This is a genomic window from Paracoccus shandongensis (genome assembly GCF_017315735.1).
Lineage (GTDB): Bacteria > Pseudomonadota > Alphaproteobacteria > Rhodobacterales > Rhodobacteraceae > Paracoccus > Paracoccus shandongensis.
The window spans coordinates 32593-48521 of record NZ_JAFLRK010000026.1 but is presented as its reverse complement, the minus strand read 5'-3'; the positions used below and the strand labels follow the sequence as shown (position 1 = coordinate 48521).

At 67.4% G+C, this 15929-nt stretch carries 17 protein-coding genes; 11 read left to right on the top strand and 6 right to left on the bottom strand.

Annotation, left to right across the window (positions count from 1 at the left end):
• Positions 1–612, top strand: a 612-nt coding sequence (locus JX613_RS14600; RefSeq protein WP_207102198.1) for an invasion associated locus B family protein, incomplete at its 5' end; no start/stop codon positions are given.
• 71 nt (positions 613–683) lie between these two features.
• Here the strand turns inward: JX613_RS14600 and JX613_RS14595 are convergent.
• The 4 genes from JX613_RS14595 to JX613_RS14580 are packed head-to-tail and all read right to left on the bottom strand — an operon-like array spanning position 684 to position 4839.
• Positions 684–1892, bottom strand: coding sequence for a beta-ketoacyl-[acyl-carrier-protein] synthase family protein (locus JX613_RS14595; RefSeq protein ID WP_207102201.1), 1209 nt, complete (start codon positions 1890–1892; stop codon positions 684–686).
• Between the two features lie 56 nt (positions 1893–1948).
• Entirely contained in the window at positions 1949–2215 is a 267-nt protein-coding gene (locus JX613_RS14590) for an acyl carrier protein (RefSeq protein WP_207102197.1), read from the bottom strand.
• Between the two features lie 12 nt (positions 2216–2227).
• Positions 2228–3328 carry a UDP-3-O-(3-hydroxymyristoyl)glucosamine N-acyltransferase gene (gene lpxD / locus JX613_RS14585; RefSeq protein ID WP_207102196.1) on the bottom strand — a complete coding sequence of 367 codons (1101 nt, stop codon included), beginning with the start codon at positions 3326–3328 and terminating at the stop codon, positions 2228–2230.
• A gap of 41 nt (positions 3329–3369) precedes the next feature.
• Positions 3370–4839 (bottom strand): L,D-transpeptidase family protein, encoded by a 1470-nt coding sequence (locus JX613_RS14580; protein WP_237168588.1) that lies wholly within the window; start codon positions 4837–4839, stop codon positions 3370–3372.
• 440 nt (positions 4840–5279) lie between these two features.
• On the opposite strand from JX613_RS14580, the gene mepK reads away from it, so the two are divergent.
• Complete coding sequence (gene mepK / locus JX613_RS14575; RefSeq protein WP_207102194.1) at positions 5280–5840, top strand: peptidoglycan L,D-endopeptidase MepK; 561 nt, start codon at positions 5280–5282, stop codon at positions 5838–5840.
• A gap of 160 nt (positions 5841–6000) precedes the next feature.
• Positions 6001–6585, top strand: coding sequence for a TetR/AcrR family transcriptional regulator (locus tag JX613_RS14570; protein WP_237168587.1), 585 nt, complete (start codon positions 6001–6003; stop codon positions 6583–6585).
• Here JX613_RS14570 and JX613_RS14565 read toward each other — a convergent pair.
• Entirely contained in the window at positions 6582–7199 is a 618-nt protein-coding gene (locus JX613_RS14565) for a TetR family transcriptional regulator C-terminal domain-containing protein (protein ID WP_207102192.1), read from the bottom strand. The genes JX613_RS14570 and JX613_RS14565 overlap by 4 nt on opposite strands.
• 219 nt (positions 7200–7418) lie before the next feature.
• On the opposite strand from JX613_RS14565, the gene JX613_RS14560 reads away from it, so the two are divergent.
• The 7 genes from JX613_RS14560 to JX613_RS14530 all read left to right on the top strand — a co-directional run bounded on the left by JX613_RS14560 (position 7419) and on the right by JX613_RS14530 (position 14426).
• Complete coding sequence (locus JX613_RS14560; RefSeq protein ID WP_207102191.1) at positions 7419–8684, top strand: Zn-dependent hydrolase; 1266 nt, start codon at positions 7419–7421, stop codon at positions 8682–8684.
• Between the two features lie 65 nt (positions 8685–8749).
• Positions 8750–10201, top strand: coding sequence for a dihydropyrimidinase (gene hydA / locus JX613_RS14555; protein WP_207102190.1), 1452 nt, complete (start codon positions 8750–8752; stop codon positions 10199–10201).
• 1 nt (position 10202) lies between these two features.
• Positions 10203–10976, top strand: coding sequence for an ABC transporter ATP-binding protein (locus JX613_RS14550; RefSeq protein ID WP_207102189.1), 774 nt, complete (start codon positions 10203–10205; stop codon positions 10974–10976).
• A complete protein-coding gene (locus JX613_RS14545; RefSeq protein WP_207102188.1) occupies positions 10969–11868 on the top strand; it encodes an ABC transporter permease in 900 nt (299 codons plus the stop codon). The genes JX613_RS14550 and JX613_RS14545 overlap by 8 nt, the downstream gene beginning before the upstream one ends.
• A 38-nt stretch (positions 11869–11906) precedes the next feature.
• A complete protein-coding gene (locus tag JX613_RS14540) occupies positions 11907–12710 on the top strand; it encodes an ABC transporter permease (RefSeq protein WP_237168590.1) in 804 nt (267 codons plus the stop codon).
• A gap of 22 nt (positions 12711–12732) precedes the next feature.
• The gene (locus JX613_RS14535; RefSeq protein ID WP_207102186.1) at positions 12733–13713 is read left to right on the top strand and encodes an ABC transporter substrate-binding protein; all 981 of its coding nucleotides are present in this window, start codon (positions 12733–12735) and stop codon (positions 13711–13713) included.
• 110 nt (positions 13714–13823) lie between these two features.
• Positions 13824–14426 carry a YitT family protein gene (locus tag JX613_RS14530; protein ID WP_207102185.1) on the top strand — a complete coding sequence of 201 codons (603 nt, stop codon included), beginning with the start codon at positions 13824–13826 and terminating at the stop codon, positions 14424–14426.
• A 38-nt stretch (positions 14427–14464) separates the two neighbouring features.
• On the opposite strand, the gene JX613_RS14525 is transcribed toward JX613_RS14530, so the two are convergent.
• Entirely contained in the window at positions 14465–15460 is a 996-nt protein-coding gene (locus JX613_RS14525; protein WP_207102184.1) for a DEAD/DEAH box helicase family protein, read from the bottom strand.
• Positions 15461–15591: 131 nt separating this feature from the next.
• On the opposite strand from JX613_RS14525, the gene JX613_RS14520 reads away from it, so the two are divergent.
• Positions 15592–15927: a PepSY domain-containing protein gene (locus tag JX613_RS14520; protein WP_207102183.1), complete on the top strand. Its 336-nt coding sequence runs from the start codon at positions 15592–15594 to the stop codon at positions 15925–15927.
• Positions 15928–15929 lie beyond the last annotated feature (2 nt).

The window sequence follows — 15929 nt, the reverse complement described above, 5'->3', positions numbered from 1 at the left end:
GCACCGGCCCCCGCCGCCGAGGCCCCCGCGGCTGACGCGCCTGCCGCCGCCCCCGCCACAGACGGCGCCGCCGCCCCTGCCGCAGCGCCCGCCAATGCGGAACCGCAGGTCGGCCAGTATTACGTCAAGTCCACCACCCAGGACTGGACCACCCGCTGCCTGAAGGCCGAACAGGGCAAGGATCCCTGCGAGCTGTATCAGCTGCTGAAGGACGGCGAAGGCAACTCGGTCGCCGAGATGACCTTGATCCCGCTGAAGAACAACAAGGACGTGGCGGCGGGCGCGACGCTGGTGGCGCCCCTGGAAACCGACCTGATCCAGGGTCTGGGCTTTGCCGTAGGCCAGGGCGAGGCGCGGGGCTATCCCTTCAGCTTCTGCGCCCCGGTCGGCTGCGTGTCCCGCCTGGGCTTCACCCAGGCCGAGCTTGACGCCCTGAAGCGCGGAAGCGAGGCGACGCTGACCCTGCTGCCCTTCGGCGGCAACCGCGAGAACCCGGTCCGGCTGAAGCTGTCGCTGTCGGGCTTTACCGCGGCCTTTGACGCGCTGTCGGCCTATGCCGACGAGGTGGCGGCCCAGGCCGTCCCCGCGCCGCAGGCTGCCCCCGCCAACTGATTCAAGGCGGCAGGATACGGGACCGCGCCCCACCCGGGCGCGGTTTTTTCATGCCCTCATCGGACCTGGCATCAGACCCGGCGCAGCGCGATCACCGCGTTCAGCCCGCCAAAGGCGAAAGCGTTGGACAGCACGGCATCGACGCGGGCCTCGCGCGCCTCGTTCGGAACCACGTCCAGCGCGCATTCGGGGTCGGCCTCCTGATAGCCGATGGTGGGCGCGATCACGCCGTCGCGCAGCGCCATGATGCAGGCCAGCAGCTCCACCGCGCCGGTGCCGCCGATGACATGGCCGTGCATCGCCTTGGTAGACGACATCATCAGCCGGTCCGCATGGTGCCCGAAGGCATGGGCCACCGCCGCGCATTCGGTCTTGTCATTGGCCGCCGTGCCGGTGCCATGGGCGTTGATGTAACCCACGTCCTCGGGGTTCAGGCCCCCGTCCTGCAAGGCCGCCGTGATCGCGCGTTCCGCCCCCTGGGCCGAGGGCATGACGATGTCCTGCGCGTCGGACGACATGGCGAATCCCACCACCTCGGCCAGGATGTCGGCGCCGCGCGCGCGGGCATGGTCGTAATCCTCGAAGACGAAGACGCCCGCGCCCTCGCCCTGGACCATGCCGTTGCGGTTGGCGCTGAAGGGACGGCAGGCGTCCTTGGACATGACGCGCAGGCCTTCCCAGGCCTTGACGCCGCCAAAGCACAGCATCGCCTCGGACCCCCCGGTCAGCATGACCTGCGCCCCGCCCGACCGCACCATCTGGAACGCAAGGCCCATCGCGTGATTGGAACTGGCGCAGGCGGTCGCCACGGTAAAGGCCGGGCCGCGCAACCCGAATTCCATGCTGACATGGCTGGCGGCGGCGTTGTTCATCAGCTTCGGCACGACGAAGGGATGGACGCGGTTCTTCCCTTCCTCATAGACGGTGCGGTAATTTTCATCCCAGGTGTTCAGCCCGCCCCCGGCGGTGCCCAGCACCACGCCCGACCGCAAACCAAGCGCGCCCTGGAAATCCAGCCCCGACTGCGCCACCGCCTGCTTGGCCGACAGCAGCGCGAATTGCGTAAACTTGTCGTAAAGCAGGATTTGCTGGCGGTTGAAGTAATCCTCGGCCCGCCAGGGATGGACCTGCGCGCCGATCTGGATCGACAGCCGGTCCACGTCGCGGAACTCCAGCGGACCGATGCCGCAGCGCCCTTCACGAAAGGCGGCCAGCGTCGTCGGCACGTCATGGCCCAGGGCGTTGATCGTGCCCGCGCCGGTGATGACCACGCGCCGCAGCCCGTTTGCGGGGGGCGCAGGCGCTGTTTCGGCCGTCTTGCCAGATGTCTTCGGACTCATGCAGCCTTCTGCGCCACCAGCCGTTCCACGGCCGCGATGATGGTGCCCATGGTCGAGATGTCGAAATCCGACTTGTCGGGCTCGTTTGCGTTGAAGGGGATCGAGATGTCGAACTCCTCCTCCAGCGCGAAGATCGATTCGACCAGCCCCAGGCTGTCGATGCCCAGATCCTGGGGGGTCGAATCGTCGCTGATCTGGTCGGGTTCAAGCATGGCCTGTTCGGCGATGATGGCGGTGATGCGGTCTCTGATCTGGTCGGTCATGAAGCCTCCTGCTCAGCCCTTTTCCAACAGTCGTGTAACAGTTTCCTGAAGCTTTGCCAGTTGCTGCGCGAAACGCGGCAGGCGGCGCATGGCCTTCTGGATCTCCATCTGGGTTTCCATCTTCACGGCCGGGCTGCCCAGGATGACGCGGCCCGCCGGAACGCGGGTGAAGATCTTGCTGGCCCCGCCCGCGATCACGTCGTCGCCCACCTCGATGTTGTCGCTGACGCCGACCTTGCCCGCCAGCACAACGCGGTTGCCGATCCTGGAAGACCCGGCGATGCCCACCTGCGAACACAAAAGGCAGTCGTCGCCCACCACGACGTTGTGGCCCAGCATCACCAGGTTGTCGATCTTGGTGCCGTTGCCGACGCGGGTCGCGCGGATCGTGCCCCGGTCGATGGTGGCATTGGCGCCGATTTCCACATCGTCGCCGATTTCCACCCCGCCCAGCGAATGGATGCGCGTCCAGTGCTGCTGCTTGATGCCCTTGCGCGTGCCCAGGGTGCGGCGGATTTCCTCGATCCCCGACTCCTCGGGCGTGACGAAGGAAAAGCCGTCGCCGCCGATCACCGCGCCCGATTGCACGATCAGCCGGTGGCCCGCCGTCACGCCATGGGCGATCCGCGCGCCCGCGTGGATCAGCGCGTCATCGCCAAGCCGCGTGCCGCGCCCGATCGAGACATGCGGCCCGATCCGCGCGCCCGACCCGATCCGCACATCCGCGCCGATCACCACGAAGGGGCCGATGGCCGCGCCCTGCCCCACCTGGGCCGAGGGGTCGATCACCGCCGTCGGATGGATGCCCGGCGCGATGCCGGGACCGGGATCGAAGGCCCGCGTCAGCCCCGCCATCAGCAGGCGCGGGCGCGGCGCAAAGATCGCGGCCTTCAGGCCAAGGGCCTCGGGGTCCATGCCCTGGGCCAGGATGGCGATGCTGCCGGGCTTCAGCGTCTCGGCGTATTTGGGCGACATCGCCAGGGCGATCACGCCTCCCTCTGGCCCCACCGGCCCTGTCGCGGCAGGCTCGGACGCGCCCGTGACCCGCAGATCCAGGTCGCCCCAGCCTTGGGCGTCCAGCGCCTGCGCCAATTCGCGGATGGTGATTGCCATGGTCGCCCCCTTTGTCGGAAAGCGACTTAGACCTTCCGGGCCTATGAATCCAGCCCGGCCTTCTGGATCGCGTCATACAGCAACGCATCGCGGCCATAGACATCCTCGAACCGGCGGATGGTGCCGTCGGCGTCGGGGAAGGCGGTGAAATAGACCAGATGCACCGGGACCGGCGGCGTCAGCTTCAGCCAGCTTTCCTTGCCGCGATCCAGCGCCCGTTGGAACATCGCCTGCGGGTCGTCCGTCTGCTTCGACAGCAGCGCATGGGCCAGGTCGAACGGATCGCCGATGCGGATGCAGCCATGCGAACGGGCGCGCATGGCGTTGCCGAACAGGTGCTTGGTCGGCGTGTCGTGCAGATAGATGTTCCAGGGGTTCGGAAAGATGAACTTGACCAACCCCAGCGCATTGTCGTCGCTGGGTTTCTGCCGCATCCGATAGGGGAAATTCGCCGCCGTATAGCGGCCAAAGTCGATCCGGTCGCGCGCGATCACGTTGCCGTTCCCGTCCACCACGTCGATATGGGACACGGCGTTGCGGTTCGCCTGAAGCTTTGGCAGGTATTCCTTGACCGTGATGGACCGCGGCACGTTCCAGCGCGGGTTCGCCACGACATATTCGATCTGGTCCGAGAATTCGGGCGTCTGCCGGTCATGTTCGGTGCTGCCCACGACGACGCGGGTCTTGAACACCTCGGCCCCGTTTTCCATGATGCGGGCGGTGTATTCGGGGATGTTGACCCAGACATGGCGGGCGTCCAGATCCTCGCCCGCCATCCAGCGCATCCGCTCCAGCGCCACGACGATGGCGCGGCTGCGGGCATCGTCGGGCATGTCGCCGTTCAGGTGGCGGATGGTCTTGGGCCCCGCAACCCCGTCCGGGGGCAGGCCCACAGCCTTCTGATAGCGCGCGACCGCATCGGCCAGGGCCGCGTCAAAGGCCTGCGGGTCGGGGGCGGGGGCGGCAAAGCCGATGCTGTCCAGGCGGGCGCGCAGGGCCGCCACGCCTTCGCCCCGCGCGCCGGTCCGCCACATCCCCTCGGGAATGCGGGGAAGGCTTGGGGGAACGGCCAGCGCCTCGCCGCCCGGCAGCGCGCGTTGCAGCGCCAGATAGGCCGGGTGGCGCGGCTGGAGGTCCAGCAGGAAGCGCGCGGGGTCCGGGGCCCGGGCAAAGTCGTGGATCAGCCGGTCGATGGGCGGGCGCCTGACCTCTCGCTTGATCAGGGGATCGACGCGGGCGGGGCGGACCACGCCCCCCGTCATGTCGCGCAGGTATCGCGCCAGGATTCGCGCCTGCCCCACTTCGGTCGCAACGTCCCTGGCCTCGCCGGACAGCGCCGTATGGGCATAACGGCCCGCCGGAATGCCATGCGCCGGGGCGGTCGCGATGGCCCGGACCAGCGCATCACGGCGCAGTGCGGCCTGCGGCCCCATGAACACGGGTTGCAGCCCGTGGGTGCCGTAATAGGCGGCAAGATCGGGGTTGTCCGCCGCCGCCCGGGCCAGCGCCATCTCGGGCGCGGTGAAATGCAGGCGTGGTGCGGCGGCAACACCAACGGACGGCGCAAGCCCAGCCTGCGGCTGCGCAACCGCCGATTGAGCTCCTGAAATCAGAAGAATAGCAGCAAGCAGCCTCAAGCCGTTCATGATCACCCCGCCCGGTCTTGACCCAAATCTGCCATCCGAACAGGGCATTCGCCAGAAGATGCAGTCTGCCGGACGGCCGCGAAGGGCGGATGGTTGCAGCCAAGCCACAGCAGCGGGACGCATTCGCAACACCGGGCTTGCATCGGCAGGATTTTGCCTAACCTTCTGGATATACATCTTTCGACGGCAGGAATCTGTTTCTGAGCGCCCGGTCTTTTGACATATTGTTAAGCAGCCGGGGATAACCTTGGTGGCGCCGCAGGGGATGTGGCGGACAAAAGACGAAATGGGACAGGCGATCTGACATGACACTCGACCTTCTTTCGCGTCGCGGCATCCTGGGTGTGTTTGCGGCGACAACCGTGGCGGCAGCGCCCGTGATGGCCAACGCCTTCGGTTTCCTTCGCGGCGCGGGCGACATGCGCCGCATCCGCATGTATTCGGGCAGGACCGGCGAAAGCCTCGACACCGTGTATTGGGTCGATGGCAAATACGTCCGCGAAGCCCTGAACGAGATCAACATCTTCATGCGCGACTGGCGCACGGGCGAGGTGATCGGGATCGACCCGCGCACGGTCGATGTGGCCGCGGCCTCTCACCGGCTGCTGCAGACCAATGAACCCTACATGATGCTGTCGGGCTATCGCTCGCCGCGAACGAACGCGATGCTGCGCCGGTCGTCCTCGGGCGTGGCGCGCAATTCGCTGCACATGGTGGGCAAGGCCGCCGACCTGCGGCTGAAGTCGCGCTCGGTCGGGCAGATGTACAATGCCGCCGCGTCCTGCCGCGCCGGGGGCGTGGGCAAGTATTCGCGCTCGAACTTCGTCCACATGGACTGCGGTCCGGTTCGCAGCTGGGGCGCCTGAACAGCCCCAGACCCGGTTCGCTTGACCCTGCGCCGCTCGCCCCCGTGCGCGCGGCGCCTTTTGCGTGGGTGACGTGGGATCCGCAACGCGGGATGCGTCTTGACGAAGACGGGTCGGTGCAGAAAGATCCGGCGACCAGCACAAGACAAAAGGCCGCATGATGCCGCATACGACGCGCCGCTACCGAACCGCCAAGAAGATCCAGGCGACGGCGGTCCAGCTGGCAGTGCGCGACGGCTTGGCCAACGTCACGACCGAGGCGATTGCCCGGGAAGCGGGGATCAGCACCCGCACCTTCTTCAACTACTATCCCTACAAGGAAGCGGCGATGATGGGCCCGCCGCCCGATTATCCCGCCGAGGCATCCCAGCAGTTCGTCGCGGGCACGGCCACGCTGATCGAGGATCTGGACCGCCTGATCACCGCGCATCTGTCCCGCTTCCTGGACGAACGCGAGTTGCTGGTCCATATCCTGGCGCTGTCGGACACCGACCCCAAGCTGGACGCGCTGCGCAATTCCACCATGCTGTCGCGCCGCGCCCAGATGCGAGAGTTGCTGCGCCGCCGCTGCCCCGACGCCCGCCCCGCCCAGATCGAGATCCTGGCCGCCGCCATCGTCGCCGCGACCAACGCCGCCACCAAGGCCTGGGCCAGCGGCGAGGTCGACGACTTCATCGCCACCGCGCGCGAGAACCTGTCCCTGATCCAGTCCGCGGCCGCGATGCTGGGCCAGCAGCCGGGCTAGACCGCCAGCATCTTGCGATACAGGCTTTCGATGAAGGGCTCGGCCTCGACAAAAGGATCGTGCCCGGGGCCAAGCACGGCCCGCACCTGCACGTCGAAATCGGCGTAGTGCTGGGTCAGCGCCCAGATGGAAAAGATCAGGTGATGCGGATCCACCCGCGCCAGCCGCCCCTGGTCCATCCAGGCCCCCAGGATGGCGGCGGCGGTATCGACGATCTGGCGCAGGCTGCCGCCCAGGATCTCGGTCAGGTGCGGCGCGCCTTGCAGGATCTCATAGGCGAACAGCCGGCTTTCGCGGGGAAAGCGGCGCGACAGTTCCAGCTTGGCGCGGACATAGCCCAGAACCTCGGCCAGCGGATCGCCCTGCGGGTCGATGCGGATCATCGGCGCCAGCCACATGTCCAGCAGCGTCGTCAGCAGCGTCTTGTGGATGTCGTCCTTGGAGGCGAAGTAATACAGCACGTTGGGCTTGGACAGGCCCGCGGCCTCGGCGATCTGGTCCACGGTGGCGCCGCGAAAGCCGTTGGTGGAAAAGGCGGTCAGCGCGCCTTCCAGGATCAGGTCGCGGTTCTTCTGCTGGATGCGGGTCAGGGGGGCGTCGGGCTGGTCCGTCATGTCTGGGGCCTTGTCCTGGCAGATGGCGCGATTTTGGGCATCGGATCCTGCCGCGTTCTTCTGGATGCTTGACTGAAACCCGCCCCGTGCTAGCGTGTTCCTGACCATTTGGTCAATAAAGGAAGGGGTTCAGGGCCGCCTCGCCGCCAGACGCCCCGCCATGCACCGATCAAGCCGACCCCGCGCCAGAACGGGGCGGCCAGACAGGAAGGACGACAGATGACCGACGCCAGTGGGCTGGTTCCGGCTGCCAACATGAAGGTCGATGGCGAAAGGCTGTGGGACAGCCTGATGCAGATGGCGAGGGTCGGCCCCGGCGTGGCGGGCGGCAACAACCGCCAGACCCTGACCGACGCCGATGCGGAAGGGCGCGCCCTGTTCCGCCAGTGGGCCGAGGACGCGGGCATGACCATGGGCCTTGACCGGATGGGCAACATGTTCATGCGCCACGAGGGGGCCGAGCCGGACCTCGACCCTGTCTATATCGGCAGTCACCTAGACACCCAGCCGACCGGGGGCAAGTTCGACGGCGTGCTGGGCGTGCTGGCGGGGCTGGAGGTGATCCGGTCCATCCGCGACATGGGAATCACCACGCGCCGTCCCATTGTCGTGGTGAACTGGACGAACGAGGAAGGCACGCGCTTTGCCCCGGCCATGCTGGCTTCGGGCGTCTTCGCGGGCGTGCTGACCGAGGATTACGCCAGCAGCCGCGAGGATGCGGATGGCAAGCGGTTCGGGGACGAGTTGGACCGCATCGGCTGGCGCGGGACCGAGGCGCCGGGCGACCGCCGCATCCACGCGATGTTTGAATACCATATCGAGCAAGGCCCGATCCTGGAGGCCGAGAACAAGCAGATCGGCGTCGTGACCCACGGCCAGGGCTTGTGGTGGCTGCAGGTGACGCTGACCGGCAAGGATGCCCATACCGGATCGACGCCGATGTCCATGCGCGTGAACGCGGGTCTTGGCATGGCGCGGATCATTGAACTGGTGCATCGCATCGCCATGGACCACCAGCCCGACGCCGTGGGCGCGGTGGGCCAGGCGAATGTGTATCCCAACAGCCGCAACGTGATCCCCGGCCGCGCGGTCTTCACCGTCGATTTCCGCTCGCCGGATCTCGCCAAGCTGAACGCCATGCGCGCGCGGCTGGAGGAGGAAGCGCCAAGGATCGCCGCCGACTTGGGCCTTGGGATCGCCATCGAGCCGGTCGGGCATTTCGACCCGGTGGCCTTCGATCCGGGGCTGGTGGAAAAGGTCCGCAATGCGGCGGAACGGCTGGGCTACAGCCACAGGGACATCGTGTCGGGCGCGGGGCATGACGCCTGCTGGATCAACCGCGTGGCGCCCACGGTGATGATCATGTGCCCTTGCGTGGACGGGCTGTCGCATAACGAGGCCGAGGAGATCAGCCCGGAATGGGCAAGCGCGGGGGCGGATGTGCTGCTGCACGCCGTGCTGGATGCGGCCGAGGTGCTGCGCTGAGAGCGAAGGCCGGGGGCCAGCCCCCGGACCCCCGGGATATTTGGACCAAAGTGAAAGGGACGACGATGAGCACGGTTATTCGCGGCGGAACGGTCGTCACCGCCGATCTGAGCTACAAGGCCGACGTGCTGGTCGAGGGCGGGCGGATCGCGGCCATCGGCCAGGGGCTGACCGGCGGCAAGGTGCTGGACGCCACAGGCTGCCTGGTCATGCCCGGCGGGATCGACCCGCATACGCATCTGGAGATGCCCTTCATGGGCACCTATTCCGCCGACGATTTCGACAGCGGCACGCGGGCGGCGCTGGCAGGCGGGACGACGATGGTGGTGGACTTCGCCCTGCCCTCGCCCGGGCAGGGGCTGCTGGACGCGTTGCAGATGTGGGACAACAAGTCGGGGCGGGCGCATTGCGACTACAGCTTCCACATGGCGGTGACCTGGTGGGACCAGCAGGTCTTCGATGAAATGCAGGCGGTGGTGGATCGCGGCATCACCAGCTTCAAGCATTTCCTGGCCTACAAGGGCGCGCTGATGGTGAACGACGACGAGTTGTTCGCCAGCTTCCGCCGGGTGGGCGACCTGGGCGGCGTGGCCCTGGTCCATGCCGAGAACGGCGACGTGGTGGCGGAACTCTCGGCCCGCCTGCTGGCCGAAGGCAATACCGGCCCTGAGGCGCACGCCTATTCCCGTCCCCCGCAGGTCGAGGGCGAGGCGACCAACCGCGCCATCATGGTGGCCGACATGGCGGGCGTGCCGCTGTATGTGGTGCATGTGTCCTGCGAGGACAGCCACGAGGCGATCCGCCGCGCCCGCGCACAGGGCAAGCGGGTCTGGGGGGAACCGCTGATCCAGCACCTGACGCTGGACGAAAGCGAGTATTTCAACCCCGACTGGGACCATGCGGCGCGGCGGGTGATGTCGCCGCCCTTCCGCAACAAGCTGCACCAGGACAGCCTGTGGGCCGGGCTGCAATCGGGGTCGCTGTCGGTGGTGGCGACGGATCATTGCGCCTTTACCACGGACCAGAAACGCTATGGGGTGGGCGATTTCACCAAGATCCCCAATGGCACCGGGGGGCTGGAGGACCGGATGCCGATGCTGTGGACGCATGGCGTGGCGACCGGTCGGCTGACGCCCAATGAATTCGTGGCCGTCACCTCGACCAACATCGCCAAGATCCTGGGGATGTATCCCCGGAAGGGCGCGGTGCTGGTGGGTTCGGATGCCGATCTGGTGGTCTGGGATCCGGAGGCGGAGAAAGTGATTACGGCAGGCAGCCAGCAATCGGCCATTGATTACAACGTCTTCGAGGGGCAGCGGGTCAAGGGCCTGCCGCGTTATGTGCTGACGCGCGGGCATGTGGCGGTGGACGACGGCACGCTGGATTCGCGTGAGGGGCATGGGGAGTTCGTCGCGCGTGAACCGCGCGGGACGGTAAACCGGGCGCTCTCGGCCTGGAAGGAACTGACCGCGCCAAGGCCGGTGGAGCGGTCGGGCATTCCGGCGAGCGGGGTGTGACTTGAGCGCCATCGAGGCCCGCGACGTTTCCTTGACCTTCCCCACCGCCGACGGCCCCGTCCATGCGCTGAAAGACGTATCCCTCACCATCAACCAGGGCGACTTCGTCAGCTTCATCGGGCCTTCGGGCTGCGGCAAGACCACCTTCCTGCGCACCATCGCGGCGCTGGAAACGCCCACCGCCGGGACGCTGGCGGTGGCGGGAATGACCCCCGATCAGGCGCGGCGCAAGCGGGCCTATGGCTATGTCTTCCAGGCGCCGGGGCTTTATCCCTGGCGGACGATTGCCGGGAACATCAGCCTGCCGCTGGAGATCATGGGTTTTTCCCGCGCCGACCGCACGCAGCGGACCCAGCGGGTTCTGGATCTGGTGGACCTGACCGGCTTTGGGGGCAAGTATCCCTGGCAGCTTTCGGGCGGGATGCAGCAGCGGGCCTCGATCGCGCGCGCGCTGGCCTTCGACGCCGACATCCTGCTGATGGACGAGCCCTTCGGCGCGCTGGACGAAATCGTGCGCGACCGCCTGAACGAGGCGCTGCTGGACCTGTGGAAGAAGACCGGCAAGACCATCGGCTTTGTCACCCATTCCATCCCCGAGGCGGTGTATCTGTCCACGAAGATCGTGGTCATGTCGCCGCGTCCGGGGCGGATCACGCGGGTGATCGACAGCCCCCTGCCCCGCGACCGCCCGCTGGAGATCCGCGACACGCCCGAGTTCATTGCGCTCGCCCAGCAGGTCCGGGAAGGGCTGCGCGAGGGGCACAGCTATGACTGACGCGTCTGCGGGTGGTGGGGTGAACCCTACCCTACGGGGCGGCTTGCCCATCCTGACCGTGCTGCTGGCAATCGTCGCGATCTGGTATGGGGCGGCGGTCTGGATGAACGCGCCCTGGGTTCGCGATCAGGCAGCACGAGCCGATACCGTGCTGACCACCGCCGACCTGATCCGCCAGACATTGACGCTGGAACGCCCCGTGCTGCCCGCTCCGCATCAGGTCGCCGCAGGGTTGTGGGAAGGGATCGCGGGGCAGAAGATCACCTCGAAGCGCAGCCTGGTCTGGCATGGCTGGGTCACGCTGTCGGCGACCCTGGCGGGCTTTGCCATCGGGACCGTGGCGGGAATTGCCTTGGCCGTGGGGATCGTCCACAACCGCGCCATGGACCAGTCGGTGATGCCCTGGGCGGTGGCCAGCCAGACGGTGCCGATCCTGGCCATCGCGCCGATGGTGATCGTGGTCTTTGCCAGCATGGGGCTGACCGGCCTGCTGCCCAAGGCGATCATCGCGGCCTGGCTGTCCTTCTTTCCGGTGCTGGTCGGCATGGTCAAGGGGTTGCGCACGCCCGACGCGATGCAGCTGGACCTGATGCACAGCTGGAACGCCAGCCGCGCGCAGGTTTTCTGGCGGCTGCGGCTGCCAAGCTCGCTGCCCTATCTGTTCGCCAGCCTCAAGGTCGCCATTGCCGCCGCCCTGGTCGGCACGATTGTCGGAGAGCTTCCGGCAGGTGCAACCACTGGCCTTGGCGCGCGGCTGCTGTCGGGCAGCTATTACGGGCAGACGGTGCAGATCTGGTCGGCGCTGTTCGCCGCCGCGATCCTCGCCGCCGTGCTGGTGATGCTGATCGGCGCGCTGGAACGGCTGACCCTGCGCCGCATGGGGTTGGCATGACAAGCGCCCTGCCCATCATCGCGGTCTGGCTGGGGGCCATGGCGCTGAACACCTGGCTGGCGCGCTTCGACACCCGTGCGACCCGGCTGGCGGTTGCGCTGATCTTCGGCGCCACCGCCTTGGTCCTGTGGGAAATGGCGGTGCGCATCTATGCCGTCCCGCCGGTGATCCTGCCCGCGCCCAGCCAGATCGGCGCCAGCTTCGCGGCAAACACGGCGATCCTGTGGACAGACTTCGTGCAGACGATCCTGAAAGGCGCGCTGACCGGCTGGCTGATCGGCGCGCTTGCCGCCGTGCTGACCGCCATCGCCATCGACCGCAGCCCCTTTCTGCAACGGGGCCTGCTGCCCATCGGCAATTTCGTCGCCGCCCTGCCCATCGTCGGCATCGCGCCGATCCTGGTGATGTGGTTCGGCTTCGACTGGCAGTCCAAGGCCGCCGTGGTCGTGGTCATGGTGTTCTTCCCGATCCTGGTCAACATGGTGGCGGGCCTTGCCGCAACGGACCCCATGCAGCGCGACCTGATGGCGACCTGGGCCGCGCCCTATGGGGCCAGCCTGTGGAAGCTGCGCCTGCCCGCCGCCATGCCCTTTCTGTTCAACGGGCTGAAGATCACCACCACGCTGGCCCTGATCGGCGCCATCGTGGCGGAATTCTTCGGCAGCCCGACCAGGGGCATGGGGTTCCGGATCTCGACCGCCGTGGGACGCCTGGATCTGCCGCTGGTCTGGGCGGAAATCCTTGTGGCGGCCATCGCCGGGTCGCTGTTCTATGGCATCGTGGCGCTGATCGAAAAGAAGGTGACGTTCTGGCACCCGTCGCAGCGCCGTCAACGGGGGTAAGCCCCAACACAGGAGAGGGAAGATGAAGACACTGATGCTGGGAACCGCCCTGATGCTGGCAGGCGGCGCAGTCCAGGCGCAGGAACTGACCCTGCAACTGAAATGGGTCACGCAGGCGCAGTTCGCCGGATACTATGTCGCCAAGGACAAGGGCTTCTACGAGGAGGAAGGGCTGGACGTGACCATCCTGCCCGGCGGCCCGGACATCGCGCCGACGCAGGTGCTGGCGGGCGGCGGGGCGGACGTGATCGTCGAATGGATGCCCGCGGCGCTTGCCGCGCGCGAAAAGGGCCTGCCACTGGTCAACATCGCGCAGCCCTTCAAGGCGTCGGGGATGATGCTGACCTGCCTCAAGGAAAGCGGCATCGCGGACCCCAAGACCGACTTCAAGGGCAAGACCCTGGGCGTCTGGTTTTCGGGCAACGAATACCCCTTCCTGTCCTGGATGAGCCAGCTTGGCCTGTCCACCGAGGGCGGGCCGGACGGCGTCACGGTCCTGAAGCAGGGCTTCAACGTCGATCCGCTGCTGCAAAAGCAGGCGGCCTGCATCAGCACCATGACCTATAACGAATACGGCCAGGTGCTGGACGCGGGCATCGCCCCCGAGGATCTGGTGACCTTCAAATACGAGGACCAGGGCGTCGCCACCCTTGAAGACGGCCTTTACGTCCTGGAAAGCACGCTGGAGGACAAGGCCAAGGTCACCGATCTGGTCCGCTTCGTCCGCGCCAGCATGAAAGGCTGGAAATACGCCGAGGAAAACCCCGAGGAAGCCGCCCAGATCGTGCTGGACAATGATGAAACCGGCGCGCAGACGCTGGACCACCAGGTCCGCATGGTCAAGGAAATCGGCAAGCTGACCGCAGGCAGCACCGGCGTCCTGGACGAGGCCGATTATCAGCGCACCGTGGACACGCTGATGGCGGGCGGGTCGGATCCGGTGATCTCGAAAGCACCGGAAGGCGCGTTCACCCACATGATCACCGACCGCGCCTTCGACTAGGCTTCTTCTTCACGGAAATATCCTCGGGGGGAATCTCCGAAGGAGATGGGGGGCAGACAGCCCCCCTTCTTCCCTTGCAAGCCGAAACGCCGCGCGCCATAGCAGCGCCCATGAGCCTGCCGCCCCCCAGACACAGCTTTGCCGACGACGCCCAGGGCATCGCCTTCGGCAGCTTCATGGCCGCCGTCAGCGTGGTCCTGCTGACGCATCTGGGCTTTGTGACGGGGCAGACGGCGGGTCTGGCGATCCTGATCTGCTACGGCACCGGCTGGTCCTTCGGGCCGGTGTTCTTTGCCGTCAACCTGCCCTTCTACTGGCTGGGCTGGAAACGCTTTGGCCCGACCTTTGTCGCCAAAAGCTTCATGGCGGTGGCGATCCTGTCCGCGCTGACGATGATCCTGCCCCGCCACCTGCAATTCGGCGCGGTCCACCCGGCGGTCGGCGCGGTGCTGGTGGGCTGCCTGACGGGCGTGGGGCTGATCGCGCTGTTCCGGCATGGGTCATCCCTGGGCGGCATCGGGATCGTGGGGCTTTATGTCCAGGACGCCACCGGCTTCCGGGCCGGGTGGGTGCAGCTTGCCTTCGACGCGGTCCTGTTCCTGGTGGCCCTGACCCTGCGCGACCCCGTGACGGTGGGGTGGAGCTTCCTGGGCGCGCTGATCCTGAACCTGACCATCGCGGTGAACCACCGCAAGGACCGCTATATCGCCTGATGGCGAAAGGGGGCGGTCGCCCGCCCCCTTTGCCTTGCTTATCGCGCGGTCTCGCGGATCACCTCGCCGCGCGGGTCCAGTTCCAGCGTCACCGCCTCGCCCTGCGGGTTGGTCGCCTCCAGCATCAGGCGCGGGCCTTCCGTGCGCAGAAAGCCGAAATCCTTGTAGCCCGCCTGCGTCAGCGCCCGGTTGACGGCCACGGCGTCGAAATCGGCCGGGATCGGCGCGGGGCCACGCGGACCTTCGCCACGCGGACCCTCGCCGCGCGGGCCATGATCGCCGGGGCCATGCTCGGCCGCCCGAGGGCCGCGGTCGCCGTGCTTGCCGGGGCCGCGATCGCCGCGGCGTTCCTCGCCCGGGCGGTCGCCTTTCGGACCCCTGCCCTCCTCGCGGCCAAAGCGCAGCACGCGGCCGTCGGCATCGAACTCGGCGCGCATGTTCTCGCCATTCGCATCCTCGCCCTCGACCATCACCCGGCCGTCGCGGGTCATGATCTGCTCGATGCGGTCGAACTGGCCGATCACCTCGTTGTCGCGCACCGCCTGGGGTAGCAGCGTGGCGACCAGATCGGCGGGGATCGCGGCGTCGTCCACCTCGACCCCGACCAGGGTGTTCTGCCGGTCGAACCGGGCCTCGATCTCGGACCCCGTGGGCTGGCGGCCGGTGACCTCGACATGCTCGGGGCGCTGCTTGATCTCGGTGATCGACCCGAACAGCGTCATCACCTGTTGCCCGCGCAGATCCGCCGGGACCATGGCATCCAGCAGCGCCTGCGGCAGGACGCCGCCGTCGGCCTCGACCTCGACCAGGTTGCCGGCCATGTCGATCTTGGCCTCGATATCGACGCCGTCGGCGGTGCGGCCATCGACCTCGCGGATGCCGTCGCGCTTGGTCTCGACCCGCAGGTTGTTCAGGTTCAGCCCCGCCAGCGGCGCGGGCAGGTCGCCCGCAGCGGGGGCGGTTTGCGCCATGGCGCCCGTGCCGATCCCGGCGATCAAGGCCAGCATGGCGGCCGAAGTGGTGAATTTGCGCATGATCATAATCCCTTTCATTTCATCGGGCGGCAAGAACGCCCTGACGAATCATGGTTTACCAACCTGTTGCCGAACCAATCGCCAATGACCCGTTTGGTTTCCATTTGGGATCGCGCCGCTATGATGGCCCCATGATCCCGATCCGCGCCCTTGCCCTGTGCCTGCTGTTCTGCGCCCCCGCGCAGGCGCAGGAACTCGCGCCCGAGGTGATCGACCAGTTCAGCCCCCTGCCCCTGCACCAGGTCGCGGCCCAAGTCGCGGAACGCTATGCCGGGCGGCTGCTGGCCGCCGACACCCGCCCCCCGCGCCCCGAGGAACGCGACCTGGGCGCGGAACTGGTCTATCAGTTCCGCCTTGTGACCCCGCAGCGCGACCTGCTGGACATCCGCATCGACGCGCGGACCGGGCGGTTCCTGTCCGTGTCGGGCCGGGGCCAGCTTGCCGCGCGCCGTGCGGCGCAGGAATAAGG